The organism is Falsarthrobacter nasiphocae, assembly GCF_031456275.1.
GTDB lineage: Bacteria > Actinomycetota > Actinomycetes > Actinomycetales > Micrococcaceae > Falsarthrobacter > Falsarthrobacter nasiphocae.
In genome coordinates this window covers 1,566,478-1,592,106 of sequence record NZ_JAVDUI010000001.1, presented here as the reverse complement: position 1 = coordinate 1,592,106, position 25,629 = coordinate 1,566,478, and the positions used below count along the sequence as shown (strand labels likewise).

Sequence of the window (25,629 nt, the reverse complement as noted above, 5' to 3'; positions counted from 1 at the left end):
AAGCATGATGAATGCCCCTTCCCGCGAATCGGCCCCGTTGTGGTGTATGCGCCCAGACCCTGATCAAGAACGGCACGACCAGCGCAGGACGCCCGCGCTACCGATGCTCATCCTGCGGAGCGTCCACCACCCCAGCCCGCCGGGGTGACCTGACGCGGGCCCACCAGATCCACCGCTTCGAGGACTGGCTCCTTGGACGTACGACCCAGGGCGAGCACGGGCCCGCTCGCACCTTCCGCCGCCAGCATGCCTGGTGCTGGAACGTGGCCCCGGAACCAGTACTGACCGGGGAAGTCCACCGGGTGCTGATGCTGGATGGGACGTACTTCAACACCTGGTGCGCGCTCGTGGCCTACACCGGTGAGCATGTCGTGGCGTGGCAGTTCTGCGACCGGGAGAAGCGCGCGTCATGGGCCGCGCTGCTGGAGATGATCCCGGCCCCGGACATCGTCATCGTCGACGGGAACGCCGCGGCTCTGACCGTGATCGGCGAGCTGTGGCCCGCCACCCGGGTTCAACGGTGTCTCTTTCATCTGCTTCACCGGGTGGATGAGCATCTCACTCGCCGGCCCGTGCTACAGGCAGGGCGGCAACTTCGGTCGCTGGCCCGGGCGTTGCCGAAGGTCTCCTCCCTGGACCAGGCGGCCTCGTGGGAGGCTTCGTTGGCCGCGTGGCATGGGGCCTGGCGGGCGTTTCTGACGGAGCGCACGTACGCCCGTGCTGGCCTGGTGAGGCCCTCGAGCGTGCCTGTGAGCGCGGCGTGGTGGTACACGCATCAGCGTCTTCGGCGGGCGTATTTCACCCTAGAGCGCGTGCGCAAAGCCGGGCATCTCTTCACGTGGTTGGAACAAGCCAGGCCCGGGGAAGTGCTGCCGCGTACGACAAGTCCGCTCGAGGGTGGGGTCAATGCCGGGCTCAAGGAGCTCTTCCGACTGCATCGCGGGATCCCCAAGCACCGGGCCCCCGTGGCGGCGGCCTGGTATTTCCGGTCCTTGAGCGTGGACACTCGACCAGCGAGCGAGCTCATCCGCGCCGAGCACTACCAGGCCCGGGAGGACACCATCGCGGGCGTCGAGGAGGTCATCGGGCCCGAGCTGTGGGGCCACGGATTCAGCTGGGAGGACGGGAACGGAACCCAGCAAGGGTGGGCAGGACGGCCATGACACGCCCGAAAAAAACACACTTTTTGGCCGCTAACCCCGAACTCCTCCCCTGGCTCCGGGAACGCGAAGAGCGCGGCACCTTTCGGTACCGCGCTCTTCTGTCCAACCGTGGCAGATGAGGGATTCGAACCCCCGTAGGCGTTGCCAGCTGATTTACAGTCAGCCCCCTTTGGCCGCTCGGGTAATCTGCCCCGATGCGCCGTTCGCAGGTCATCCTGCGACAGGCACACGACGACTTTACACGACCGCCGCCGTCCGCGCGAATCACCCCCTCCTCTCCCCGGGCCGGGCACTAGACTGGGGCGCAGGATTTCACCCCGACAACGCTCACAGGAGGCACCGTGGCCAGCGATTCAACGTTCGACATTGTCAGCAAGGTCGACAAGCAGGAGGTGTCCAACGCCCTCAATCAGGCCCAGAAGGAGATCGCGCAGCGATACGACTTCAAGGGCGTGGGCGCGGAACTCGACTTCTCCGGCGAGAAGATCCTCATCAAGGCGAACTCCGAGGAGCGCGCCAAGGCCGTCCTCGACGTCTTCCAGACCAAGCTCGTCAAGCGCAACATCTCGCTGAAGTCCCTTGAGGCGGGCGAGCCCTTCGCCTCCGGCAAGGAGTACCGCATCGAGTGCACGATCAAGGAGGGCATCGCGCAGGACATCGCGAAGAAGGTCAACAAGATCATCCGCGACGAATGCCCGAAGTCCGTCAAGTCCGTCATCCAGGGCGACGAGCTGCGCGTCTCCTCCAAGTCCCGCGACGACCTTCAGGAGACCATCCGCGTCCTCAAGGCCGCGGACATCGAGACGGACCTTCAGTTCATCAACTTCCGCTGATCCTTCGGCTGCCGCTCCCGCGGCGGTGAGAGGACGACGACGCCCCCGACTCGGTCTCAGGCGAGGCCGGGCGGGGGCGTCGTCGTGCTCAGATGAAGGAGCGCGAGCGGCAGGCGAGCCGGACGCCCCGTGGAGCCCCGCCTGGGCGCCCCGCGAGGATCCGGGGCGTCAGGCCCCGAAGAGGCCCTGGCCGATGTACTCGCCCTCCCGAGCGCCGGGCGGGATGGCATAGAGGCCGGAGGCCACGTGCTGGAGGTACTCGACGTGAAGCCGGTCCCCCGCCGAGAGGCGGTTCTGCATGGGCGTGAAGTGCGTCCGCGGGTCCACGACGAACGCAATGAAGAAGAGGCCCGCGTCGAGGCGTCCGAGCTCGTCTGAGCCGTCCGTGTAGTTGTACCCGCGCCGCAGCATCTTGACGCCCTCGTTCGTGGAGGGGTGCGCCAGGCGCACATGCGAGTCCTTCGCGATCAGCTCCCCACGCGAGCCTTTGGCGCTGAAGTCCGGCTCCGTGAACTCCTCGCCTCCGGAGAGCGGGGCGCCCTCCGTCTTCGTGCGGCCGATCGAGGCCTCCTGCTCCTGCAGCGAGGTGCGGTCCCAGATCTCGATCCGCATGCGGATGCGCCGCGCGACAAGGTACGTGCCGCCCGTCATCCAGGCCGCCTTCGGGTCGGCGCCCTCGGGCACCCAGACGTGCTCGTCGACGCCAGCGGCGTCCTCGCTCGTCAGGTTGGCGGTGCCGTCCTTGAACCCGAAGAGGTTGCGCGGCGTCGCCTGAGCCCGGGAGGTGGATGAGGTCCGCCCGAAGCCGAGCTGCGACCACCGCATGGAGACCGTCGAGAACCCGATCCGTGCGAGGTTGCGGATGGCGTGAACGGCCACCTGCGGGTCGTCCGCGCAGGCCTGGACGATGATGTCGCCGTCGGAGCGCGCCGGGTCCAGCTTGTCGTTCGGGAAGTGCGGGAGCGGCTCGAGCGCCGCCGGCATCTTGTCCTTGATCTTGAGGAACGGCTTCTCGAAGAGGCTGCGGCCAAACCCGATGGTGATGGTGAGGTTGGCGGCACTGAGCCCCATGGCCTCGCCCGTGTCAGACGGCGGGGCGAGGTACGAGTCCGTCCCCTCGCCGAGCTTGTTGCCACGCGTCATCTCCTCGGCCGCGCGCGTCCACTCCTTGAGCAGGAGGATGAGGTCCGCGCGCGAGTCCGTGACGAGGTCGAAGGCGGCCATGTGCAGGCGGTCCTGCGCGGGCGTCGTGATCCCCGCCTGGTGCTCGCCTCGGAAGGGGACGACGACGTCGGCTGGCGCGGCGGTGTCCCCCGACTTCTCGGCGCGGGCGCCGAGCGGCCACGACGTGGCGCCGATTCCCAGGGCCGCGCCCGTGACGCCGACCGCCCCGGTGACGCCGGCTGCGGCGAAGAGGCCGCGGCGGCTGACACCGCGGCGTCGGCCCTCCTCGTCACGGGGGTCCCCGCCGCCCGCGGCGGGCGCCGGGCTCGTGGAGGAGGGCGTCACTTGGCGACGACCTCCTTCGTCAGCTTCGAGAGCGGCTCGGCCAGGCCGTCCACCGAGGTCGAGAGCGCCTTGACCTGGTCCTTGGTCAGGATCTCGTAGGAGACCCAGCCGTCGCCCTGTCGGTACTTGTCGAGCTCCTTCTGCGTGGCGGCGAAACGGCGGTCGAGCTGGTCCGCGAGGTCCTTGTTGCGCTTGAGCAGGAGGGGCTTGAGCTCCTCGTAGGCGACCTTGGCGCCGTCGAGGTTGCCCTGGAAGTCCCAGAGGTCCGTGTGACTGAAGGCCTCTTCCTCGCCCGTGACCTTGCCCGACGCGACCTCGTCCAGGAGGGCCTTGGCGCCGTTGCCGAGCTGGTCCGGGGTGAACGAGAGGTCCTTGGTGCGCTTGGCGAGCTCCTCGGTGTCCTTGACGAGCTTGTCGGCGGTCTTGGCCCGGTCGGCGGAGGACTGCGGCGTGAAGCCCTTGGGGGCCCACAGGTCCTTCTCCGCGCGGTGCCAGCCCGTCCACTCCTGGCCCTTCTCGAGGTCGGCCTCACGTGCGTCGAGCTGCGGGTCGAGGTCCCCGAAGGACTCCGCCACGGGCTCGATCCGCTCCCAGTGGAGGCGGGTCTTGGCATAGAGGGAACGGGCCTCCTCGTCACGGCCCGCCTTGTAGGCGTCCGCGAAGCGCTTGGTGCCGGCGAGGAGCTGCTCGGTCTGCTCCTTGACGTAGGCCGCGTAGTTGGCGGAGGCCGTGTCGGCGAGCTTCTTGTCGTCCGCGCTGACCACGGGCTCGTCCCCGGACTTCTCCACCGTGAAGTCGCCACGGATGCCCGAGCCGACCATGCCCGGCTTGCAGGCGGTCTTGTACGTGCCGGCCTGGGCCTGGACGACGAGCTCCCGCGTCAGCCCGGGGCCGATGTTCTCGACCTCGCCGACGATGCGCAAGCCGTCGTCGGCCAGGAGATAGAACTCGGTGACGTCCGTGCCCTCATTCTTGACGGAGAAGGTGAGGGTGCCGGAGCGGGCCGTCGTCGTGGACAGGGTGCAGGCGTCCTTGGTGCTCGTGACTGAGATGGTTCCCGGCGCCCCAGACGCCCCGCCCTGGGGACGGTTGTCCGTGCACCCGGTGGCGAGGAGGGCGAGGAGGGCAACGGCCGGGGTGGCCCGGCGCAGCGCGCGGTTCATGGCGATGAGTGTCTTTCGTGAGGGGGCGGGTGCCCGGGTGTGACGGGTGGTGCGTGACGCCGGCCAGGCGGAGGCCCGGCGGTGGCTGAGGGCGCGCAGCCGCGGGAGGGCGGCTAGGCGCGAGCGGCGGCCAGGCTAGGCGCGAGCGGTGGCCGGGGCTGCCGCGGGCGCGGACGCGGACGCGGGCGCGAGACGCGCGGAGGGGCGGCTCGGGCGGACGGCGCGGGCATAGAGGAGGACGACGGGGACCGCGTAGGCCCACCACGCCGCGAACTCCAGCCACGTGGTCTGCGGCGAGAAGTTGAAGATGCCCTTGAGCAGCGTCCCGTGCCAGCTGCCCGGCGGGACGATGGCCGTCACGTCGAAGGCGAGAGCGTGCAGGCCCGGAAGGACGCCGGCCTCCTGGAGGTCGTGGACGCCGTACGCGAGGACGCCTGCGGCCACGAGGATGAGGGCGAAGCCGGTCACCGTGAAGAAGCGGCCCAGATTGACCTTGAGGGCGCCTCGGTGAATGAGCCAGCCGATGCCAATGGCGACGGCGATGCCGAGGAGCGCGGCAACGAGCGGAGATCCGACGCCGGCCGACTGGGACTGCGCCTGCGTGGCGGCCCAGAGGAAGAGCGCCGTCTCGAGGCCCTCCCGCCCGACGGCAAGGGCCGCGACGAGGACGAGCGCGCCGCCGCCGGCCGCGAGGGCGTCGTCGACGCGGCCGCGGAGGTCAGCGCCCATCGAGCGAGCTGAGCGCGCCATGAAGAAGACCATCCACGTGACGAAGCCGACCGCGATGATCGAGAGCCCGCCGCCGATGATCTCCTGGGCCTCGAAGGTCAGGCCGCGGGGACCGAACGTGAGGATCGCGCCGAAGATCGCCGAGACGGCGACGGCGGCAGCGATGCCCGCCCACATGTACGGCAGGCGGTCGGCGCGGCCGACCTTGCGCAGGTACGCCATCAGGAGCACGACGACGAGGACGGCCTCGAGCCCTTCTCGCAGGCCGACGAGGAAGTTTGCGGTCACGGGCGAATCCTCCCGGGTGGAATCAACAAGTAGATGAGGCAAACCTTACCCCCACTCCGAGGACATTGCGAACGCCCCACGTCCCGTTATGCGGGATGGCGCGAGTTGCAGAGTGCAAATTTTACGAAGTATTTACGACGGAAGATATCAAAAACGTAACGAATGCCTGGAAGGATCCTGAGTGCCAGGCGAGAGCGACCTCCGCCACACCCGCGAGAACATGCGCTGCGTCACAGTCAGGCCACCTCCAGGCCCCGCCAGAAGCCCGGAATTGAGCTGATCCGGCCCCCGCGCGGCCTGCCTAAGATGCTGGAAATTGTCCGCCGCTGCCCCATCAGCCCGCTCTCCCCGCCAAGGTGCCCCATGTTCAAGTACCTCGCGAAACGAGCCGCCCTCTACGCGGTTCTCATCTTCGTGACAACCTCGTTCGCCTACCTGTTGGCCTCGACGTTCTTCCAGCCGGGCCAGCTCATGGAGGCGCAGGTCCCCCGCCCCACCCAAGAGCAGATCGACAACCAGCTCCGCGTCTTGGGTCTCGACCCGCACTTGTCCGCGTGGGAGCGCTACATCCAGTGGCTGCGCGGCGTCGTCTTCCACTGGGACTGGGGCCGCACGCCCACGGGAGCCTTCGTCAACCAGGAGTTCGGCGACCGAGTCTGGGTCTCAGCCCGGCTCCTGCTCGCGTCGACGATCCTCACGATGATCATCGGCGTGGCCCTCGGCGTCTACTCGGGCATCCGGCAGTACTCGGTGGGAGACCGCCTCTTCACAGGCTTCAGCTACCTCGTCTTCATCGTCCCCACCCCCGTGGCCTACCTCCTGACCCAGTTCTTCTTCATCGACATCAACGAGGCGCTCGGCCAGCAGCTCTTCTACGTCACGGGCTCGGCGAGCATCGACGTCGAGGGCTTCTGGCCCACCGTCGAGGACCAGCTCCGGCGGTACATCGCGCCGACGACGGCCCTGACCATCATGGGCTGGGCCGGATACCAGGTGGCCATGCGCCAGTTCCTCCTGGACAACGTGGACGCGGACTACGTCCGGACCGCCCGCGCCACGGGCCTGACCCGAGCCCAGGCCATCCGGAAGCACGCGCTGCGCGTCTCCGCCATTCCCGTGGCGCAGAGCGTCGCCTATTCGGTCCCCGCGATCTTCACCGGCGCGTTCTTCGCCGAGACGATCTTCAACTGGTCCGGCGTGGGCCAATGGGGCCTGCTGGCCATCCACGGCCACGACGTCAACTCCACCGTGGCCCTCATGACGTTCGGCTCTGTCCTCACGGCGGTCAGCTTCATCCTGGCCGACTTCGTCACCGTCATCGTCGATCCCCGAGTAAGGCTCTAGCACCATGTCCACAGCATCACACCCGACCGACGCGCACGAGCCGGCGCCCACACCGGAGAGCGCGGCGGCCGCCACGCCGAGCGCCCTCGCTGGCGCCCACGCCGCCGCACCGGAGGGGACGGCCTCCGCACCCCAGGACGAGGGCCGCATCTACGGCAAGAAGACGATCATCGCCCGCCGGTTCTTCCGCAACATTCCCGCAACGATCGGGCTCGTCGTCTTGACTCTCGTGGCCCTCTTCGCCGCATTCGGTCAATTCCTCACACCGTGGAAGCACGACGACCTCGACTTCTTGAACACGGCAACGGGCCCGAGCGCCGAGCACTGGCTCGGAACGAACCTCGCCGGGGCCGACATGATGGCGCTCCTCATTCAGGGAACGCGGATCTCGCTGACCATCGGTGTCGTCGTCGGCATCTCCTCCGCCCTCATCGCCGGCGTGTACGGCTGCTTCATTGCGCTGAGCACCGGCAAATGGATCGAGAAGGTCTTCATGATCTTCCTCGAGTTCATGATCCTCCTGCCCTCGTTCCTCATCATCGCCGTGCTGACGAACGGCAAGGGCGGCAGCTGGGGCGTCCTCATGGTGATGCTCATCGTCTTCGGCTGGATGGGCGGAGCCCGCCTCGTCCGCGCCCTCGCCGGCTCGCTCATCGACCGGGAGTTCGTCAAGGGAGCCCGGTACATGGGGATGTCCACCTTCGGGATCATCCGCCGCCACCTCGTGCCGAACATCGCGAGCCAGATGGTCCTCTCCATCACCACGGGCATCTGGGCCTCGATCCTCTCCGAGGTGGGCTTCTCCTACCTGGGCCTCGGTGTCAAGGTCCCTGACACCTCCCTCGGCTTGCTCATCAGCCAGGCCTCGGAGGCCTTCCACTCCTACCCGTGGATGTTCTGGGAGCCGGTCCTCATGCTCCTGCTCATCACCGGCCCGCTGGCCCTCATCAACGACGGCCTCCGCGACGCGTTCGACCCCACCTCCAAGGCTTCAGGAAAGGCGAAGAAGTCCGCATGAGCCACGCACTCCCCAACCCCGCCTCCTCGGACCGCGGCGCTCAGCCCGCGCCAGTCCCGGCGTCGTCCGCTGTGGAGCCCGCCGCCCGCGCCCGCTCAGGCGCGAACACCTCACCGGCCCGCGCAGCCGACCGCGCCGCCCGCAACGGCGAGCCCATCCTCTCCGTTCGCGACCTCAACGTCCGCTTCTCCACCGAGAACGGCACGGTCCACGCTGTGCGCGGCATCAGCTTTGACCTCCGGCGGGGCCAGGTCCTGGGCATCGTGGGCGAGTCCGGCTCCGGCAAGTCCGTCACGAGCCTCGCGATCATGGGCCTCCTCTCCTCCAACGCGGACGTCGAGGGCTCGATCAAGCTCAACGGCACCGAGCTCGTGGGGCTGTCCGACAAGCAGATGTCCAAGCACCGCGGCAAGGACGTCGCCATGGTGTTCCAGGACCCTCTCTCCTCCCTGACACCCGTGCTGACGATCGGCCAGCAGCTCATGGACGCCATCGGCATTCACCACCGGACGTGGACCAAGGAGCGCCGCAGGGAGCGGGCCGTCGAGCTGCTCACCCTCGTGGGCATCCCCTCGCCGAAGGAGCGCCTCAAGGCCTTCCCGCACGAGTTCTCCGGCGGCATGCGCCAGCGCGTCATGATCGCCATCGCCATCGCCAACGAGCCCAAGGTCCTCATCTGCGACGAGCCGACGACGGCCCTCGACGTCACCATCCAGGCCCAGATCCTCGAGGTGCTCAAGAAGGCTCAGCACGAGACGGGCGCGGCGATGATTATGATCACGCATGACCTGGGCGTCGTGGCGGGGTACACCGACGACGTCGTCGTCATGTACGCGGGCAAGCCGATCGAGACGGGCAGCGTCGACGACATCTTCTACGAGCCCCGCATGCCCTACACCATGGGCCTGCTCGCGTCGGTGCCCCGCGTGGACCGGGCGGGCGAGAAGGCGCTCGTGCCGATCCACGGCGCCCCGCCCAACCTGCTCACGCCGCCTGTGGGCTGCTCATTCGCGCCGCGCTGCCCCATGGCCCAGGACGCGTGCCGGGCCGCGGAGCCCGAGCTCGCCACGGTCGCCGAGGGTCACCGCGCCGCCTGCCTGCGCTCGGCTGAGCTCGCGGGCGTCAATGCCTACGACGTCTTCACGGCGCCGGAGATCCCCGCCTCACCCCTGGACGCCACACCCCGCGAACACCGCCCCACCGTCCTGGAACTCCGCAACGTCAAAAAACACTTCCCCCTCACCAAGGGCGCCCTCGTCAAAAAAGTCATCGGCACCGTCAAAGCCGTCGACGGCCTCACCCTCGACATCCGCGAAGGCGAATGCCTCTCCATCGTCGGCGAATCCGGATCAGGAAAAACCACCACCCTCCTCGAGGTCATGGAATTCACCAACAAAGGTGAAGGCGAAATCCTCATCAACGGCAAATCCAACCAGGACAAGACCAACCTCACCGGCGCCACCAACCGCGCCATCCGCTCCGACATCCAAATGGTCTTCCAAGACCCCTCCGGAGCACTCGACCCCCGATTCACCGTCTACGAAGTCCTCGCCGAACCCCTTCAGCAATTCGGCTACCCCAAAGACAAAATCGAACCCCGCATCCGCGAACTCATGCGCACCGTCGGCCTCCAACCCGACCACGTCAACCGCTTCCCCGCCCAATTCTCCGGCGGACAGCGCCAACGCATCGGCATCGCCCGCGCCCTGGCCTCCAACCCCAAACTCGTCGTCCTCGACGAACCCGTCTCCGCCCTGGACGTCTCCGTCCAAGCCGGCGTCATCAACCTGCTGGCCACCCTGCGCGCCGAACTCGGGCTCTCCTACCTCCTCGTCGCCCACGACCTCTCCGTCGTCCGACACATCTCCGACCGAGTCGCCGTCATGTACCTGGGCAAAATCGTCGAAATCGGCACCGCCGCCGAGGTCTTCGACAACCCCCGCCACCCCTACACCCAAGCTCTGCTCTCGGCCATTCCCATCCCGGATCCGAGAGTTGAACGGGAACGAGAGCGCATCATCCTCACCGGTGACCTCCCGACCCCGCTGGACGCACCCACCGGCTGCAACTTCTCAAGTCGCTGCCCCGTCTACCGGATGCTTCCACCAGAGAAACAGGAGCACTGCCGCTCCACCACACCACCGCTCGAGCCGGCCGGCGCGCGGCCCGGCTCTGAGTCCGGTGGGGACGGCAGCCACTCCCTTGCCTGCTTCTACCCGGCCTCGGCCGAGGAGCTGGCGCACTCACACCAGTGACGCCCCGGCGTCCAAGAGAAAGGTCATCTCATGACGATCAAGGGAAACCGCCCCCGGGCATCCCGCACGATGATGGTCTCCACCGTCGCTGTCCTCTCCAGCCTCGTCCTCGCAGGCTGCGGCGGCGCGAGCGGTGAGAAGAAGGGCCCCGCCGCCGGCAAGGAGGGCTCGACGAAGATCGACGAAAACCCGCAGCCGGTCGAGAAGCTCGAGAAGGGCGGAACGCTCCAGCTCTCCGTCGGCGGCCTCGGCCCCGACTTCAACCGTTTCTCCGCCAACGGCAACACGGTAGACCTCAGCACCATCAACGGACCGATGAACAACGCGAGCCTCTGGGAGTCCGAGGCGGACGGCAAGCCGGTTCCGAAGAAGGACTACCTCCTGGACGCGAAGTCCGAGGTCAAGGGCGGCAAGCAGGTCATCACCTACACGCTCAACCCGAAGGCGACGCGGAATGACGGCACGCCGATCGACTGGAAGACCCTCAAGAACCAGGCGGAGGTCTTCTCCGGCAAGAACAAGGACTACGCCCTCGTCACGACGGCCGGCTACGAGGACATCGAGAAGGTCGAACGCGGCAAGGACGACAGGCAGGCCATCGTCACGATGAAGAAGGAGTTCTACCCCTGGGAGGACCTCTTCACCGGCCTCATGCACCCGGCCATCAACACGCCGGACATCTTCAACAAGGGCTTCGCCAAGCCGCGCCCCGAGTGGATGGCGGGCCCGTTCAAGCTCGAGAAGTACGACTCCTCGGCCAAGATCATCTCCATGGTCCCCAATGAGAAATGGTGGGGCAACAAGCCCCTTCTCGACAAGGTCATCTTCCGTGCCATGGAGAGCCAAGCGACAATCCCCGCCTTCAAGAACGGCGAGCTCGATGCCGTGGGCATCGCCACCTTCTCCCGCTACCAGCAGGCCTCCGGCACCCCGAACTCGGAGGAGCGCCGCGGCCAGCGTCTTTCGACGATCGGCATGGTCTTCAACGCGAAGGCAGACTCGCCCGTCAAGGACCTCAAGGTCCGCAAGGCGATCTGGCAGGCCACGGACCCCGCACCGCTCCGGGAGGTCCGCTTCAAGGGCCTCAACTGGGATGAGACCCGCCCGGGCTCCTGGATGAGCATGCCGTTCTCCCCGTACTACGAGGACAACCTCCCCGTGAAGTTCTCCCGCGAGGACGCGAGCAAGACCCTCGAGGAGGCCGGCTGGAAGAAGGGCTCGGACGGCATCTTTGCCAAAGACGGCAAGAAGCTGACGGTCTCCCTGACGACCTTCGGCGACGACACGACCGGCGCCGCGCAGGCTCAGACCTACCAGAAGCAGCTCAAGGAAGCGGGCATCGATCTCAAGATCGACAACAAGGCGAGCTCGCAGTTCCAGGAGACCATCGCCAAGCGCCAGTACGAGATCGTCTTCCTCTCCTACACGGTGGGCTCGGACCCGACGAGCGTCCCGAAGCAGTACTACCACTCCAAGGGCGAGAACCTCTCGGGCACGGGCACCCCAGAGATCGACAAGATGATCGATGGGGCGAAGCCGACGGACGACGCGAAGGAGCGCGCGAAGGCCGCCAACGCCGCCGAGAAGAAGGCCATGGAGCAGTACGGCATGCTGCCGCTGTTCAACGGCCCGACGATCGGCCTCTACCGCAAGGGCCTCGCGAACTTCGGCCCGTCCCTCTACAAGACGCGCGACTGGACGAAGGTCGGCTTCGAGAAGGGCTCCACGCACAAGTAGGACCCACATGGGGTGAGTCTCGGTGAGAACCGGGGCTCGATGAGGAGGGTGCGGCCTGCGGGCCGAGCCCGCCTCTGCCCACCCGAGGGATCCACACCCCTCGGGACTTCCGCGGCGGCGCGGGATCGGTGACACCCGGTCCCGCGCCGCCGTCGTCGTCTCCTGGGGCTGGGGCAGGCGGGCCCTGTGAGCCGTTCCACTCCGTGAGAAGCAAGGGACCGGAAGGTCACGAAAGGATAACAATCCAGGCACTTGTCAGGGTTTTCACACCGATTGGGGAGTTTCGATTTCGCGAGAGCAAGCGCGCCGGAGATCTTGGGTGGCGCGCAGCAGGGCCGGTCAGGCCAGAGGCCCGATATGAAGGAACCGCTTTCGATCATGTTAGGCTCCCAGACAACGTGAGGGCAGTCACACGCTCCATGAGCGCAGGCCCACCCCACGCTGAAGTTGACCCCGAACCTGACAAGGCCGCCATGCTGAAATACCTTGCGAAGCGAGCGCTGACGTATGCAGTGATGATCTTCATCGTCACGTCAGTGACCTACTTCATCGCCTCGGCCGTCTTCTCCCCCGGCCAGGCCATGGAGGCCCGCACACCTCGCCCCACTCAGGAGCAGGTCAACAACGCTCTGCGCCTCATGGGCCTGGACCCCTCACTCAGCTCATGGCAGCGGTACGTGCAGTGGCTCCAGAACGTCGTCTTCCACTGGGACTGGGGCCGCGGCCCCGACAACTCGGTGGTCAACGAGGAATTCAGCGTGCGCGTCTGGGTCTCGGTCCGCCTGTACATCCTCGGCACCATTTTGAGCCTCCTCGTCGGCGTGGCCCTCGGCGTCATTTCCGCGATCCGCCAGTACAAGGTCACGGACCGTGTTCTCACGACGTACTCCTACCTCGTCTTCATCTTCCCGCTGCCCGCCGCATACCTCCTGATCCAGTTCTTCTTCATCTGGGTCAACCAGAAGGCCGGCACCAATCTCTTCTACGTGACGGGCTCTGCGGGCGACGACATCAACGGCTTCTGGAACGTCCTCGTCGACCAGGCGCAGCACTATTTCGTGCCGACCATCGCCATGACCGTCCTCAGCTGGGCCGGCTATCAGGTGACCATGCGCCAGTTCCTTCTGGACAACGTCAACACCGACTACGTCCGCACGGCGCGGGCCACGGGCCTGACCCGCGGACAGGCCATCACCCGCCACGCTATGCGCGTCTCCTTCATCCCCGTGGCCCAGCAGATCGCCTACGTCATCCCCGGCATCTTCATCGGCGGATTCTTCACGGAGAAGATCTTCAACTGGCAGGGCATCGGCATGTGGACCCTCCAGGCCATCGCCAACCAGGACGTCAATGCGACGGTCGCGACGACGGCCTTCGGCTGCTGCGTCACCGCCTTCAGCTTCATCCTGGCCGACTTCCTGACCGTTCTCGTTGACCCCCGAGTGAGGATCTGAGCATGTCCACCACGCAACTCGACGCGCTCGAAAACGAGCAGGCCGCGGAGAACATCCAGGCTTCCGAACAGAACGACGGCAAGGTCCTCGGCAAGGCGACGATCATCATCCGCCGCTTCTTCCGCAACATTCCCGCCGCCGTCGGCCTCGTCATCTTCCTCCTCGTCTGCCTCTTCGCGATCTTCGGCCCCCTCTTCACGAAGTGGGAGGTCGCGGAGCTCGACTTCGTCAACACCGCGAGCCGCCCCATGGAGGGCCACCCGCTGGGGACGAACATTGCAGGCGCGGACATGCTCGCCCAGCTCGTCCAGGGCACGCGCATCTCGCTCGTCATCGGCCTCGTTGTGGGTCTGAGCTCCGCCTTCATCGCCGCGATCTACGGCTGCGTGGCGGCCTACAACCAGGGCCGCTGGATTGAGAAGGTCCTCATGGCCTTCCTGGAGCTCATGATTCTCGCGCCGAGCTTCCTCATCATCGCCATCATGGCCAACGGCCGCGGCGGCAGCTGGATCCTCCTCATGTTCCTCCTCGTGGTCTTCGGGTGGATGGGCCCGGCCCGCCTCGTGCGCGGCCTCAGCTCCTCCCTCATCGATCGGGAGTTCGTCAAGGCTGCGCGGTACATGGGCGTCCCGCCGTTCAAGATCGTCATGCGCCACCTCATGCCGAACATCGCGAGCCAGGTTGTCCTGTCCGCGACGATGGGCATCTGGTCCGCGATCCTCTCCGAGGTGACGTTCTCCTTCCTCGGCATTGGCGTCAAGCTCCCGGACACGTCCCTGGGCCTGCTCATCGGCCAGTCCAGCGACGCCCTCCAGGCGTACCCGTGGATGTTCTGGGAGCCGGTCATCATGCTCCTGCTCATCACGGGCCCCCTCTCCCTCATCAACGACGGTCTGCGCGACGCGTTCGACCCGACCTCTGCCTCGAGCGGAAAGGCCAAGAAGAAGAAATGAGCCACGCAGTCAACGCCTTCTCCGAGACGCGCGAGCGCGCCGTCGACTCCCGGGAGACCGTGCTCAGCGTGCGCGGCCTCAACGTCCGATTCGGCACCGAGGCCGGCACCGTTCACGCCGTGCGCGGCATGGACTTCGACCTCCGGCGGGGCCAGGTCCTGGGCATCGTCGGCGAGTCCGGCTCCGGCAAGTCCGTCACGAGCCTCGCGATCATGGGTCTGCTGACCCCGAACGCGGACATCGAGGGCTCGATCAAGCTCAACGGCACCGAGCTCGTGGGCCTGTCCGACAAGCAGATGTCCAAGTACCGCGGCAACGACATGGCCATGGTCTTCCAGGACCCGCTCTCCTCGCTGACCCCCGTCCTGACGGTGGGGCGCCAGCTGACCGACGCGATCAAGATCCACAACAAGAGCTGGAGCGCAGCCCGCGTCGAGGAGCGCGCCATCGAGCTCCTGACCCTCGTGGGCATCCCCTCGCCGAAGGAGCGCCTCAAGGCCTTCCCGCACGAGTTCTCCGGCGGCATGCGCCAGCGCGTCATGATCGCCATCGCCATCGCCAACGAGCCCAAGGTCCTCATCTGCGACGAGCCGACGACGGCCCTCGACGTCACCATCCAGGCCCAGATCCTCGAGATTCTGCGGATCGCCCAGCGCGAGACCGGCGCCGCCGTCATCATGATCACCCACGACCTCGGCGTCATCGCTGACCTCGCGGACGACGTCATCGTCATGTACGCGGGCAAGCCGATCGAGACCGGCAGCGTCGACGACATCTTCTACGAGCCCCGCATGCCCTACACCATGGGCCTGCTCGCCTCCGTGCCGCGCATCGACGCCACCGAGTCCAAGGCGCTCGTGCCCATCAACGGCACTCCCCCGAACCTCCTCCATGCGCCGACGGCCTGCTCGTTCGCGCCGCGCTGCCCGCTCGCGGGCCCCGAGTGCATGAACGGCGAGCCGGACCTCATCAGGGTGGGGCCGGACCACGCGGCCGCGTGCGTCAAGTCCAACGAGCTGGCCGGCGTCGACGCGCGGGACATCTTCACGGCGCCGGAGATTCCCGCCTCACCCCTGGACGCCACACCCCGCGAACACCGCCCCACCGTCCTGGAACTCCGCAACGTCAAAAAACACTTCCCCCTCACCAAGGGCGCCCTCGTCAAAAAAGTCATCGGCACCGTCAAAGCCGTCGACGGCCTCACCCTCGACATCCGCGAAGGCGAATGCCTCTCCATCGTCGGCGAATCCGGATCAGGAAAAACCACCACCCTCCTCGAGGTCATGGAATTCACCAACAAAGGTGAAGGCGAAATCCTCATCAACGGCAAATCCAACCAGGACAAGACCAACCTCACCGGCGCCACCAACCGCGCCATCCGCTCCGACATCCAAATGGTCTTCCAAGACCCCTCCGGAGCACTCGACCCCCGATTCACCGTCTACGAAGTCCTCGCCGAACCCCTTCAGCAATTCGGCTACCCCAAAGACAAAATCGAACCCCGCATCCGCGAACTCATGCGCACCGTCGGCCTCCAACCCGACCACGTCAACCGCTTCCCCGCCCAATTCTCCGGCGGACAGCGCCAACGCATCGGCATCGCCCGCGCCCTGGCCTCCAACCCCAAACTCGTCGTCCTCGACGAACCCGTCTCCGCCCTGGACGTCTCCGTCCAAGCCGGCGTCATCAACCTGCTGGCCACCCTGCGCGCCGAACTCGGGCTCTCCTACCTCCTCGTCGCCCACGACCTCTCCGTCGTCCGACACATCTCCGACCGAGTCGCCGTCATGTACCTGGGCAAAATCGTCGAAATCGGCACCGCCGCCGAGGTCTTCGACAACCCCCGCCACCCCTACACCCAAGCTCTGCTCTCGGCCATTCCCATCCCGGATCCGAGAGTTGAACGGGAACGAGAGCGCATCATCCTCACCGGTGACCTCCCGACCCCGCTGGACGCACCCACAGGCTGCAACTTCTCAAGTCGCTGCCCCGTCTACCGGATGCTTCCACCAGAGAAACAGGAGCACTGCCGCTCCACCACACCACCGCTCGAAACCGATGGCAGCGGGCAGCAATTCGCCTGCTTCTTCCCGACAAGCGTCGAGAAGATCGCCACTCCCCACCCCGTGACGACGCCCTCTGCGTCATGACGAAAGGTCATCCCATGATCCAGGGATCCAAGGCCCCGGCCTCCCGCACTCTCAAGGTCTCCGCCGTTGCTCTCGTCTCCGTCCTCGCCCTCGCGGCCTGCGGTGGCGGCGGCAACGACGCGAAGATCGACGCTGGCACCTCCGGCAGCGACAAGACGGCGACCAACCCGCAGCCTGTCGACAAGCTCGACCAGGGCGGCACCCTCCAGATCCCCGTCGGCGGCATCGGCCCGGACTACAACCGGTTCTCCGCCAACGGCAACAGCTCGGACAACGCCAACATGCAGTCCCCGATGTACCAGGCGACGGTCTTCAACTACAAGGCCGACGGCTCCCCCGTCCTCAACAAGGACTTCATGGAGGACGCCAAGTCTGAGATGAAGGACGGCAAGCAGGTCATCACCTACACCTTCAACCCGAAGGCCAAGTGGAACGACGGCACGCCGATCGACTGGAAGACCCTCAAGAACCAGGCCGAGGTCCTCTCCGGCAAGAACAAGGACTACGCCCTTGTCTCGAGCGCCGGCTACGAGGACATCGAGAAGGTCGAGAAGGGCGACAAGGACAACGTCGCCGTCGTGACGATGAAGAAGGAGTTCTACCCCTGGGAGGACCTCTTCTCCGACGGCAGCGGCGAGGGCATGTTCCACCCCGCGATCAACACGCCGGACATCTTCAACAAGGGCTTCAACAAGCTGCACCCCGAGTGGATGGCAGGCCCGTTCAAGCTCGAGAAGAACGACTCCGCGGCGAAGACCGTCTCCATGGTCCCCAACGACAAGTGGTGGGGCGAGAAGCCGGTCCTCAACAAGATCATCTTCCGCGCCATTGACTCGACCGCGAACATCGCGGCGTTCAAGAACGGCGAGGTCGACGCCGTCGCCATCTCCACCGAGGCCCGCTACAAGCAGGCCGCCGGCGCCGCCAACGCCGAGGAGCGCCGCGGCCAGCGCCTCTCGGTCTTCGGCCTCGTCTTCAACGCGAAGTCGGACTCCCTCGTCAAGGACCCCGTGATCCGCAAGGCGATGTGGCAGGCCACCAACCGCGAGCAGATGCGCGACGTCCGCTACAAGGGCCTCGACTGGAAGGAAGACGCCCCGGGCTCCTGGATGAGCATGCCGTTCTCCCCCTACTACGAGAACAACTACCCCGTCCAGACGTCCGTCGAGGAGTCCAACAAGACCCTCGAGGCAGCCGGCTGGAAGAAGGGCTCGGACGGCATCTACGCCAAGGACGGCAAGCGCCTCACCGTCACGCTGACCGACTTCGGTCAGGGCGACCCGATGACGACGGCGCTCGACCAGACGATCCAGGCCCAGATGAAGAACGCGGGCATCGAGCTCAAGCTGGACGTGCGCGGCGACTCGCAGTTCAACGACACGATGGCCAAGCGGAACTTCCAGGTCATCATGATGGGCTACACGGTCGGCTCCGACCCGACGAGCGCCCCCAAGCAGTACTACAAGTCGGGCGGCGAGAACATGTCCGGCACGGGTACGGCCGAGATCGACAAGATGATCGCGGACTTCAAGATGAGCGACGACGCCTCGGCTCGCGCCAAGCAGGCCAACGCCATCGAGAAGAAGGCCATGGAGCAGTACGGCATGCTTCCGATGTGGAACGGCCCGATCATCTCGCTGTACCGCAAGGGCCTCGCCAACTACGGCCCGTCCCTCTACCAGTCGATTGACTGGACGAAGGTCGGCTTCGAGAAGGGCTCGACCCACAAGTAAAGAGACCTGCCCTGGCGAACTACCGACGCCGAGGCATAAAGGAGAGAGTGCAGGCCCGACCGGGTCTGCACTCTCTTTCTTTGTGCCCGTTCCCGGCCCGCGCGGTGGAACTGGCAGGGCGGAGCGGGCGCCGTGGAGCCGGCGCGGCCGAGCGGGCCAGCTGGGAGCAGTGCGGTGCGGAGGGCGCGGCCTAGCGGTAGAAGCCCACCTCGGTGCGCCCCTGGCCCCCTGCCATGGCCTCGAGACGGGCGATGCGCTGCTCCATCGGCGGGTGCGTCGAGAACATGTTCCCGAGCTTGGCCCCGCGGAACGGGTTGGCGATCATCATGTGCGCTGTGTTCTGCACGCGCGGGTTCTCCGCGTCCATGGGGTACCGCGAGATGCCGGTCTGGAGCTTGTTGAGCGCGGACGCGAGCGCGAGCGGGTCCTGCGTGAGCCGTGCACCGTCCTCGTCCGCGTCGTACTCGCGCGTGCGGGAGATGGACATCTGGATGACCGTGGCCGCGATGGGCGCCAGGAGAGCGACGGCGATCATCGCCAGCGGGTTTCCGCGGTTCTCCCGGCTTCCGCCGCCGAACCAGAGCATCCCCTGGGCCACGGACGAGATGACGCCTCCGATGGCGGCGGCCACCGAGCTCGTGAGGATGTCCCGGTTGTAGACGTGCATGAGCTCGTGCCCCAGGACACCGCGCAGCTCCCGCTCGTCGAGCAGCTGGAGGATGCCCTCGGTGCAGCACACGGCCGCGTTCTTGGGGTTGCGGCCCGTGGCGAACGCGTTGGGCGTGGGCGTCGGCGCCACGAAGATGCGGGGCATGGGCTGCTGGGCGCGTTCCGAGAGCTCATGCACAATCCGGTAGATCTCCGGCGCCTGATCCGGCGTCACGGGGTAGGCGTTCATAGACCGGATGGCGATCTTGTCCGAGTTCCAGTAGCTGTAGAACGTCATGACGACGCCGATGATGGCGAACCCGTAGAGGAACCCGGGCCGCCCCGTGGAGCTGGCGATGACCGCGCCGATGGCGAGGAGGACAGCGAACATGCCTCCGAAGAGAGCAGCCGTCTTGAGTCCGTTGTGATGCTCATGCATGAGGTCATTCTCCACAATGAGTCTGGGCGCCAGCCCCACGGACGGAGGCCTGGCTAGGCGTTCTCGTCGTCTGCCTCTTCAGCGGCCTTCTCCGCGTCCTTCTCGGCGCGGAGAGCCTCGGCCTCGTCCTGCTCCTGCTTCTTCTCCCGGCGGACGGCCACGGTGATGAGCTTGACCATCTCCTTGGCCACGCCTCCCGCGGAGGCCGGGTTCTGGCCGGTCACGAGGTTCTCGTCCACGACGACGTTCTCCTCGAAGGGCTCGGCCTCCTTGAACGTGGCGCCGTCGGCCTCCACCGCATCCTGAAGGAGGTACGGAACGGCCTCCGTCTTCTTGGCTGCCTCCTCCTCCGCGTTGGTGAAGGACGTGGCCTTCTTGCCCTCGAGGATGCGCAGGCCGTTCTCCAGCTCCGCGCCGAGGAGGCCGGCGATGCCATGGCACACGGCACCCACGACGCCGCCGTCGTCGTACACCGTGGAGACGAGCTTCTGGAGGGGCTCGTGCTTGGTGAAGTCGAACATGGTGCCGTGCCCGCCCACGAGGTAGACCGCGTCATAGAGGTCCGGATCCACAACCGAGACCTTGGGCGTGTTGTACAGGGACGCCTTGACGGTCTCGTCGTTGAGGAAGGCCATCGAGATCTCGTCGTCCTCGTCGACGCCGTCCTGCGGGGGCTGACCGCCGGCAATCGAGGCGAAGTCAACAAAGTAGCCCGCATCCGTGAAGACCTTCCACGGGTGGGCGGCCTCGCCGACGAAGTATCCGGTCTTCTCGCCGGTGTCTCCGAGCTGGTCGTGGCTGGTGAGGACGAGCAGGACCTTCTTCATGGTGGCCTCCTGGGGTGTTGGCTGGGGTCAGTGGGGAACGCCGCGAGGACGCTCTCTTCCCTCACCGTATCCATGCGTTCCTGGGAGAACGGTGAAACTGGCGCCCTCCGTGACGAGCGTTCGCGGCGTGCGTACAGGGGGCGAGGCGGCAAGGTGAGGCAGGCCTTATTATGAGTGATTCAGGAAAAGGGCTAGCCTGGGGGCATGGACAGTGTGACGCAGACCTCGGCCGCCCCCGCGGCGCCGGACTGGCGCGCCCTCCTCAAGGCGCGCGGACTGCGCGTGACTCGCCAACGCCTCGCCGTGCTCTCGTCTCTGCACGACGCCGGCCATCTCATGGCTGACGAGATCGCTCGAGCCATCCCCGCCGTCGCGGGCCCCGAGGCAGCCATTGCCCTGCCGTCCGTCTACGCCGTCCTGGGGGACCTCGAACGAGCCGACCTCGTTCGCAAGGTCGACCTCGGCACCGGGCGGGCCCTCTTCGAGACGCGCGTGGGGGACAACCACCACCACGCCGTCTGCCGCACCTGCGGCCGCGTGGACGACGTGCCCTGCGCCGTCGGCCACGCCCCTTGTCTCGACCCGCAGTCGACTGACATGCGGATCGAGGTCGCGGACGTCGTCTTCCGCGGCCTGTGCCACGACTGCGCCACCGCGGCCAACACCGCGCAGCCCGCCGTCGGACACGAAGATTCCACGATGAATGGAGTGAACCATGACTGACGCGAAATTCCCGTCCACCACACCCGAGGGCGCACCCGCCGTCTCTGATCGCAACTCGCTGACGATCGGCAACAACGGCCCGATCGTCCTCCACGACCACCACCTCGTGGAGTCCCTGCAGCACTTCAACCGGATGAACGTCCCGGAGCGTCGTCCGCACGCCAAGGGCTCCGGCGCGTTCGGCACGTTCGAGGTGACCCACGACGTCTCGCAGTACACCAAGGCCTCGGTCTTCCAGCCGGGCTCCAAGGTGGACATGCTCGCCCGCTTCTCCACGGTTGCAGGCGAGCTCGGCTCCCCTGACACCTGGCGGGACGTCCGCGGCTTCTCCCTGAAGTTCTACACGCAGGAAGGCAACCTGGACATCGTCGGCAACAACACGCCGATCTTCTTCGTCCGCGACCCCATGAAGTTCCCCCACTTCATCCGCTCGCAGAAGCGCCTCCCGGACTCCGGCCTGCGCGACGGCGACATGCAGTGGGACTTCTGGACGCAGAACCCCGAGTCCGCGCACCAGGTCACCTACCTCATGGGTGACCGCGGCCTCCCCGCCTCCTGGCGCCACATGCACGGCTTCGGCTCCCACACCTACATGTGGATCAACGAGGCCGGCGAGAAGTTCTGGGTGAAGTACCACTTCCGCACGGACCAGGGCGAGCAGAACCTCACGAACGAGGAAGCGGAGAAGATCGCCGGCGCGGACGCCGACTACCACCGCCGCGACCTCTTCGAGGCGATCGCGCGCGGCGAGTTCCCGTCCTGGACCCTCCACGTGCAGGTCATCCCGTACGAGGACGCCAAGACGTACCGCTTCAACCCGTTCGACCTCACGAAGACGGTGTCCCAGAAGGACTACCCGCTCATCGAGGTCGGCAAGATGACGCTCAACCGCAACCCGCAGAACCACTTCGCGGAGATCGAGCAGGCCGCGTTCGCGCCGAGCAACCAGGTCCCCGGCACCGGCTTCTCCCCGGACAAGATGCTCCTGGGCCGCGTGTTCGCGTACTCGGATGCCGCGCGCTACCGCATCGGCACGAACTTCGCGCAGCTGCCGGTCAACCGCCCGATCGTCCCGGTCAACAGCTACAGCCAGGACGGCCACATGCGGTTCGACCACACGGGCGACGCCCCGATCTACGTGCCCAACACCCTCGGCCGCCCGTACTCGGACGAGACCGGCCCGGTTGAGGACTCGTGGGAGAACGACGGCGAGCTGGTTCGCGCCGCCTACGACCTCCACTCGGAGGACGACGACTTCGGCCAGCCCGGCACGCTCTACCGCGAGGTCTTCACGGACGAGCAGCGAGAGCGCTTCCTGGAGACGCTCACGGGCCAGCTCGAGGGCCTCAAGCGGGATATCGTTCGCGAGAACTTCGTGGCCTACTGGACGAACGTGGACGCCGACCTCGGCGCCAAGCTCGCCGCCAAGAAGTAGTCCGCGCCCCGCGTGTCCGGGCCCTGTGCGGGCCCGGACACGCGCGCGCGAATGAGACGAGGGCCGCCCGGACTGATGTCGGGGCGGCCCTTCTCATGCCGAGGGCGCCCAGCACGCGCGTGCTGGGCGCCCTCGGCGCATTCTCGTGGAGGATCTTCTCTAGTGCGTGAGCGCTAACGCGCGGGGTTGGGGCGCTGGGCGACGGCGAGAGCCGGCGCATCCAGCGTCACTGAGACACGCTTCTTCATGGCATCCTCTGCGGCCTCAGGACCGCCCAGGCGCGCGACGACGAGCTCGCGCAACAGTTTCATCGACGCGGCGACGTTCCGCCTCGCCTCGGCGTCATTGCCGTTGAGGACGTAGTCGAGCCGGATGCCGCCGAACGTGTTGATCAGGCCCGCTCCGAGCGCCTCTGCGTCCTCCTTGCTCACGCCGAGCTGCATGACGAACTCGACGACGAGCGCGGACCACAGGTGCTGGAACTGGGCCAAGTTGCCCTTGGGGTTCTCACTGACGGCGTCAAGGACCGCCGCCTCGACCTGGAGGCGCAGGAGATGCCGACTCTCGGCGGTGAAAAGCTCACCCAGGCCCCTCTCGACGAGGGCCTCGAACTCGGCGTAGTCCACCTCCAGCTCGTTCGGAAGGCCGGAGTAGGTCACGCGGTAGTCGATCTCCCGCACGATGTCCCCGATGAGCGCCTCGCGATTGCCGAACTGGTACACAAGGACGTAAGAGCTGACGCCCAGGGCGTCAGCCAGCGTGCGGAACGTCACCGAGGAGAGGGTACGGGTCCGCAGGTACTCGAGAATCTCTTCCAGAAGTTGCTGCTTGCGATCAAGTGCTTTTGGTCTGCCCATGGTGTAGACACTATGACGTTTGCCGCAAAAATGTCACATTGCCGCGAGGGTCCCTCACCACCTCGACGAGCGCTCGTTGTAAGTAAGCCCGCCCGGAGGTGCCGTCAATCGATTCGGTGTCCGAAATCACTTGGCGCTACCGGCGGCCGAGCCTGTCGCTCAAGACAAAGAGGTATTCCAAAAGCGACATTGACGAGGTCGGGGTCGTCTCGCGGGCGTCAAGGACGTCCCGGGAGGGCAGCGGCGCGGGGATGACCTCGTCGTAGGGGCTCCACGCGTCCGAGACGTCATGCTCCTCCACCAGGGGATCCGGGAGGGAGCGCACGGGCCTGCTCGCGTCCGGCCGCACCGTCACGTTGATGGTGGAGTCTGTTGGCACAAGAGAGGGCACAGAATCCACCGAGTGCACCGGGGCCGTGGGTGTGGACGGATGGGGCTCGTCGGCGGGCCTGCTCGGCTCCGACGGCCTCGGCGTCGGCGTCTGCGTGGGCTCGGCAGGCTTCGGCTCCTCGGCGGGCGTGCTCGGCTCCGACGGCCTCGGCGCCGGCGTCTGCGTGGGCTCGTCGCTCTCCTGCGGGGCCTTCGGCTCCGACGACGGCGTGGGGCGGGGGATGGCGCTCGAAGAGGGGACGCGATCGAGCGGCTCGGTCCGGGGCGTCGTGGCGTCGGGACGGCTCGGATCAGCCTCCGCCGGCGCCACGGCGGACGCAACGGGCTCCGGGGCCTCCGTCGGCACTTCTGCCTCCCCATCCGGGGCAGGCTGGCTGAACGGGGCCTGGTCCTCAACCAGTGAGTCCGTCGGCGCGGGCGCCTGGGCAGTTGTGTCCGGCTGGACGGCCTCGGCCGGGGCGGGCCCACGAGGGTCAGCCACGCGCGGCGCCCCCGCAGGGGCGGCGGGCACCACTGCGAGGCCGGCGGCCTCGGCGCTGCCCGCGCCAGCAGGCGCGCCAGAGGGGCCGGACGGCTGTTGTGCGGGGTCAGCCGCCGCAGAGGCTGCAGAGGCCCCCGCAGGGGCCTGACCTGCGGCCTTCGGCGACGACTTCTGCTCGGACTTCGGGGCGGCCTGGGAGGCGCCCTGCGCGCCCGCCGTCGAGGACGCCGCGGACAGCCCCGCTGCGCGCTCCCCGCTCTGGCTCGAAGCCGGCGGCGTCTCGGCAGAGGGCGCCTTGTCCCACGGGAGCGGGGCCCCCGTGACGGCGACGACCGTCGCGGCCACCGCCACCACGCCGGCGCTCGAGGCCGCAAGGCCTGCGCCCTGGGTCATCCCCGCCCACCACGGCTTGGGCACGGCCGCGGCGGCCGGGGCCGCAGAGGCGAGCGCCCCGGCGGCGCCCGCAGCCCCCGCGGCGCCGAGCCCAGGCCCCGCCGCCTCTACGGCGGCGCCCGCGTGAGACGGGACGGCGTCGGCCGCGCCTGAAGGAGACCCCGCAAGACCACCGGCCGCACCGGAGCCAGCCGCTGCCGCGAGAAGCGTGCCGCCCCCGCCGATGAGACCGATGTGCAGCGGAAGGACGATCCCTCGCATGCCGACGCTCACGTCCTCAAGCTGAAGGATGAGCGCGGCGCACCGCGAGCACGTCGTGACGTGCGCCTCCACACGGGAGCGGTTCCGCGCGCTCAGCCCGTTGCGCACATAGGCGCCGAGCATCGCCGCGTGGGGCGCGCACTCGTCCTCGCCTGCCTGCTGGACGTGCTCCTGGAGGTAGGCGTTGCGGAGCCCCTCCTTGGCGCGCACGAGGAGAGCGGAGACCCCGTTGGGGCGCAGCCCCAGCAAGGGTGCGATCTCCGCGGGGGTCATGCCGTCGACAATCTGGTACCAGAGGACGGACTGCCAGCGCTCCGGGAGAGACAGGAAGGCGCGGGCGACGACCCCGGACTCGAACTTCTTCATGATGGGGTCAGAGGCGCCTTCGTCGGGATCGTCGAAGAGCTCGGGCTCGTCCGTGGGCCGAGACCGGTCCCCCTGCTGGTTGGCGGCGAAGGCGAGCCGGGACACCGTCGTGCAGACGTAGGCCCGGAAGAAGGAGTGGGGTCCGATCCCCCGCTGGAGGAGCTCGAGGACCTTGGCGAAGGCCTCAGACGTCAGGTCCTCGACGTCAGACTGGTTGTTGACGTGACGGCGGGCGACAGAGCGCACCGCGTCCGCGTGGCGGCGGTACAGCTCCTCAAAGGAGCCCTGGTCCCCGCTGCGCGAGGCGGCGATGAGCTCGGCGTCGGAGCGCTCGGCGAGCGAGGCGGCGGTTTCGGCAGTAGGCATCGGGGGCTGACCTTCCAACAGAGAGCTGATCCGAACAGGGGGATGGTGCTCTTCGCCCGAACACCGCAATGCACGGATCCCCTTGAGGGGGCGATCCATTCTATGATGTCCTGA

The 25,629-nt window shown here is 67.2% G+C and carries 19 protein-coding genes and 1 tRNA gene; 12 read left to right on the top strand and 8 right to left on the bottom strand.

The window, feature by feature from the left end; translation table 11 throughout:
- The first annotated feature begins 11 nt into the window (after positions 1–11).
- Positions 12–1,163 carry an IS1249 family transposase gene (locus tag J2S35_RS07170; RefSeq protein WP_309851537.1) on the top strand — a complete coding sequence of 384 codons (1,152 nt, stop codon included), beginning with the start codon at positions 12–14 and terminating at the stop codon, positions 1,161–1,163.
- Between the two features lie 109 nt (positions 1,164–1,272).
- Here J2S35_RS07170 and J2S35_RS07165 read toward each other — a convergent pair.
- Positions 1,273–1,354 (bottom strand) — tRNA-Tyr (locus J2S35_RS07165).
- A gap of 150 nt (positions 1,355–1,504) precedes the next feature.
- Between J2S35_RS07165 and J2S35_RS07160 the strand changes: the two genes are divergently transcribed.
- Positions 1,505–1,996, top strand: a complete 492-nt coding sequence (locus tag J2S35_RS07160; protein ID WP_309851534.1) for a YajQ family cyclic di-GMP-binding protein — start codon at positions 1,505–1,507, stop codon at positions 1,994–1,996.
- Between the two features lie 168 nt (positions 1,997–2,164).
- Here the strand turns inward: J2S35_RS07160 and efeB are convergent, their stop codons facing one another.
- The 3 genes from efeB to efeU form a co-directional block, all read right to left on the bottom strand.
- Positions 2,165–3,505 (bottom strand): iron uptake transporter deferrochelatase/peroxidase subunit, encoded by a 1,341-nt coding sequence (efeB, locus tag J2S35_RS07155; protein WP_309851532.1) that lies wholly within the window; start codon positions 3,503–3,505, stop codon positions 2,165–2,167.
- Positions 3,502–4,668: an iron uptake system protein EfeO gene (gene efeO, locus J2S35_RS07150; protein WP_309851529.1), complete on the bottom strand. Its 1,167-nt coding sequence runs from the start codon at positions 4,666–4,668 to the stop codon at positions 3,502–3,504. The genes efeB and efeO overlap by 4 nt, the downstream gene beginning before the upstream one ends.
- Before the next feature lie 135 nt (positions 4,669–4,803).
- The gene (gene efeU / locus J2S35_RS07145; RefSeq protein WP_309851526.1) at positions 4,804–5,685 is read right to left on the bottom strand and encodes an iron uptake transporter permease EfeU; all 882 of its coding nucleotides are present in this window, start codon (positions 5,683–5,685) and stop codon (positions 4,804–4,806) included.
- A gap of 363 nt (positions 5,686–6,048) precedes the next feature.
- Here efeU and J2S35_RS07140 point away from each other — a divergent pair, with 363 nt between their 5' ends.
- The 8 genes from J2S35_RS07140 (at position 6,049) to J2S35_RS07105 (ending at position 18,329) form a co-directional block, all read left to right on the top strand.
- On the top strand, positions 6,049–7,029 hold the full coding sequence (locus tag J2S35_RS07140) for an ABC transporter permease (protein WP_309851524.1): 981 nt from the start codon (positions 6,049–6,051) through the stop codon (positions 7,027–7,029).
- A 4-nt stretch (positions 7,030–7,033) separates the two neighbouring features.
- Positions 7,034–8,047 (top strand): ABC transporter permease, encoded by a 1,014-nt coding sequence (locus J2S35_RS07135; RefSeq protein ID WP_309851521.1) that lies wholly within the window; start codon positions 7,034–7,036, stop codon positions 8,045–8,047.
- The gene (locus J2S35_RS07130; RefSeq protein WP_309851518.1) at positions 8,044–10,302 is read left to right on the top strand and encodes an ABC transporter ATP-binding protein; all 2,259 of its coding nucleotides are present in this window, start codon (positions 8,044–8,046) and stop codon (positions 10,300–10,302) included. Before J2S35_RS07135 ends, J2S35_RS07130 begins: the two co-directional genes overlap by 4 nt.
- Positions 10,303–10,332: 30 nt before the next feature.
- Positions 10,333–12,039: an ABC transporter family substrate-binding protein gene (locus J2S35_RS07125; protein WP_309851516.1), complete on the top strand. Its 1,707-nt coding sequence runs from the start codon at positions 10,333–10,335 to the stop codon at positions 12,037–12,039.
- 473 nt (positions 12,040–12,512) lie between these two features.
- Entirely contained in the window at positions 12,513–13,493 is a 981-nt protein-coding gene (locus tag J2S35_RS07120) for an ABC transporter permease (protein ID WP_309851513.1), read from the top strand.
- Between the two features lie 2 nt (positions 13,494–13,495).
- Positions 13,496–14,446 carry an ABC transporter permease gene (locus tag J2S35_RS07115; RefSeq protein ID WP_309851511.1) on the top strand — a complete coding sequence of 317 codons (951 nt, stop codon included), beginning with the start codon at positions 13,496–13,498 and terminating at the stop codon, positions 14,444–14,446.
- Positions 14,443–16,596, top strand: a complete 2,154-nt coding sequence (locus J2S35_RS07110) for a dipeptide ABC transporter ATP-binding protein (RefSeq protein WP_309851508.1) — start codon at positions 14,443–14,445, stop codon at positions 16,594–16,596. Before J2S35_RS07115 ends, J2S35_RS07110 begins: the two co-directional genes overlap by 4 nt.
- 14 nt (positions 16,597–16,610) lie before the next feature.
- A complete protein-coding gene (locus J2S35_RS07105) occupies positions 16,611–18,329 on the top strand; it encodes an ABC transporter family substrate-binding protein (protein ID WP_309851505.1) in 1,719 nt (572 codons plus the stop codon).
- A 190-nt stretch (positions 18,330–18,519) separates the two neighbouring features.
- On the opposite strand, the gene htpX is transcribed toward J2S35_RS07105, so the two are convergent.
- Positions 18,520–19,416 carry a zinc metalloprotease HtpX gene (gene htpX, locus J2S35_RS07100; protein WP_309851503.1) on the bottom strand — a complete coding sequence of 299 codons (897 nt, stop codon included), beginning with the start codon at positions 19,414–19,416 and terminating at the stop codon, positions 18,520–18,522.
- A 53-nt stretch (positions 19,417–19,469) separates the two neighbouring features.
- The gene (locus J2S35_RS07095) at positions 19,470–20,243 is read right to left on the bottom strand and encodes a type 1 glutamine amidotransferase domain-containing protein (protein ID WP_309851500.1); all 774 of its coding nucleotides are present in this window, start codon (positions 20,241–20,243) and stop codon (positions 19,470–19,472) included.
- Positions 20,244–20,447: 204 nt separating this feature from the next.
- Here J2S35_RS07095 and J2S35_RS07090 point away from each other — a divergent pair, with 204 nt between their 5' ends.
- Positions 20,448–20,966, top strand: coding sequence for a Fur family transcriptional regulator (locus J2S35_RS07090; protein ID WP_309851498.1), 519 nt, complete (start codon positions 20,448–20,450; stop codon positions 20,964–20,966).
- Entirely contained in the window at positions 20,959–22,401 is a 1,443-nt protein-coding gene (locus J2S35_RS07085) for a catalase (RefSeq protein ID WP_309851495.1), read from the top strand. Before J2S35_RS07090 ends, J2S35_RS07085 begins: the two co-directional genes overlap by 8 nt.
- 173 nt (positions 22,402–22,574) lie before the next feature.
- Here J2S35_RS07085 and J2S35_RS07080 read toward each other — a convergent pair whose 3' ends face one another.
- The gene (locus J2S35_RS07080) at positions 22,575–23,258 is read right to left on the bottom strand and encodes a TetR/AcrR family transcriptional regulator (RefSeq protein WP_309851493.1); all 684 of its coding nucleotides are present in this window, start codon (positions 23,256–23,258) and stop codon (positions 22,575–22,577) included.
- A 136-nt stretch (positions 23,259–23,394) separates the two neighbouring features.
- A complete protein-coding gene (locus J2S35_RS07075; protein WP_309851489.1) occupies positions 23,395–25,515 on the bottom strand; it encodes a sigma-70 family RNA polymerase sigma factor in 2,121 nt (706 codons plus the stop codon).
- Between the last annotated feature and the right edge of the window lie 114 nt (positions 25,516–25,629).

Coding starts and splice junctions, on each gene's coding strand:
- efeO (WP_309851529.1), bottom strand. CDS start 4,668: ATGAACCGCGCGCTGCGCCGGGCCACCCCGGCCGTTGCCCTCCTCGCC.
- J2S35_RS07130 (WP_309851518.1), top strand. CDS start 8,044: ATGAGCCACGCACTCCCCAACCCCGCCTCCTCGGACCGCGGCGCTCAG.
- J2S35_RS07110 (WP_309851508.1), top strand. CDS start 14,443: ATGAGCCACGCAGTCAACGCCTTCTCCGAGACGCGCGAGCGCGCCGTC.
- J2S35_RS07115 (WP_309851511.1), top strand. CDS start 13,496: ATGTCCACCACGCAACTCGACGCGCTCGAAAACGAGCAGGCCGCGGAG.
- J2S35_RS07095 (WP_309851500.1), bottom strand. CDS start 20,243: ATGAAGAAGGTCCTGCTCGTCCTCACCAGCCACGACCAGCTCGGAGAC.
- J2S35_RS07085 (WP_309851495.1), top strand. CDS start 20,959: ATGACTGACGCGAAATTCCCGTCCACCACACCCGAGGGCGCACCCGCC.
- J2S35_RS07135 (WP_309851521.1), top strand. CDS start 7,034: ATGTCCACAGCATCACACCCGACCGACGCGCACGAGCCGGCGCCCACA.
- htpX (WP_309851503.1), bottom strand. CDS start 19,416: ATGCATGAGCATCACAACGGACTCAAGACGGCTGCTCTCTTCGGAGGC.
- J2S35_RS07170 (WP_309851537.1), top strand. CDS start 12: ATGCCCCTTCCCGCGAATCGGCCCCGTTGTGGTGTATGCGCCCAGACC.
- J2S35_RS07075 (WP_309851489.1), bottom strand. CDS start 25,515: ATGCCTACTGCCGAAACCGCCGCCTCGCTCGCCGAGCGCTCCGACGCC.
- J2S35_RS07090 (WP_309851498.1), top strand. CDS start 20,448: ATGGACAGTGTGACGCAGACCTCGGCCGCCCCCGCGGCGCCGGACTGG.
- J2S35_RS07105 (WP_309851505.1), top strand. CDS start 16,611: ATGATCCAGGGATCCAAGGCCCCGGCCTCCCGCACTCTCAAGGTCTCC.
- J2S35_RS07080 (WP_309851493.1), bottom strand. CDS start 23,258: ATGGGCAGACCAAAAGCACTTGATCGCAAGCAGCAACTTCTGGAAGAG.
- J2S35_RS07125 (WP_309851516.1), top strand. CDS start 10,333: ATGACGATCAAGGGAAACCGCCCCCGGGCATCCCGCACGATGATGGTC.
- J2S35_RS07140 (WP_309851524.1), top strand. CDS start 6,049: ATGTTCAAGTACCTCGCGAAACGAGCCGCCCTCTACGCGGTTCTCATC.
- J2S35_RS07120 (WP_309851513.1), top strand. CDS start 12,513: ATGCTGAAATACCTTGCGAAGCGAGCGCTGACGTATGCAGTGATGATC.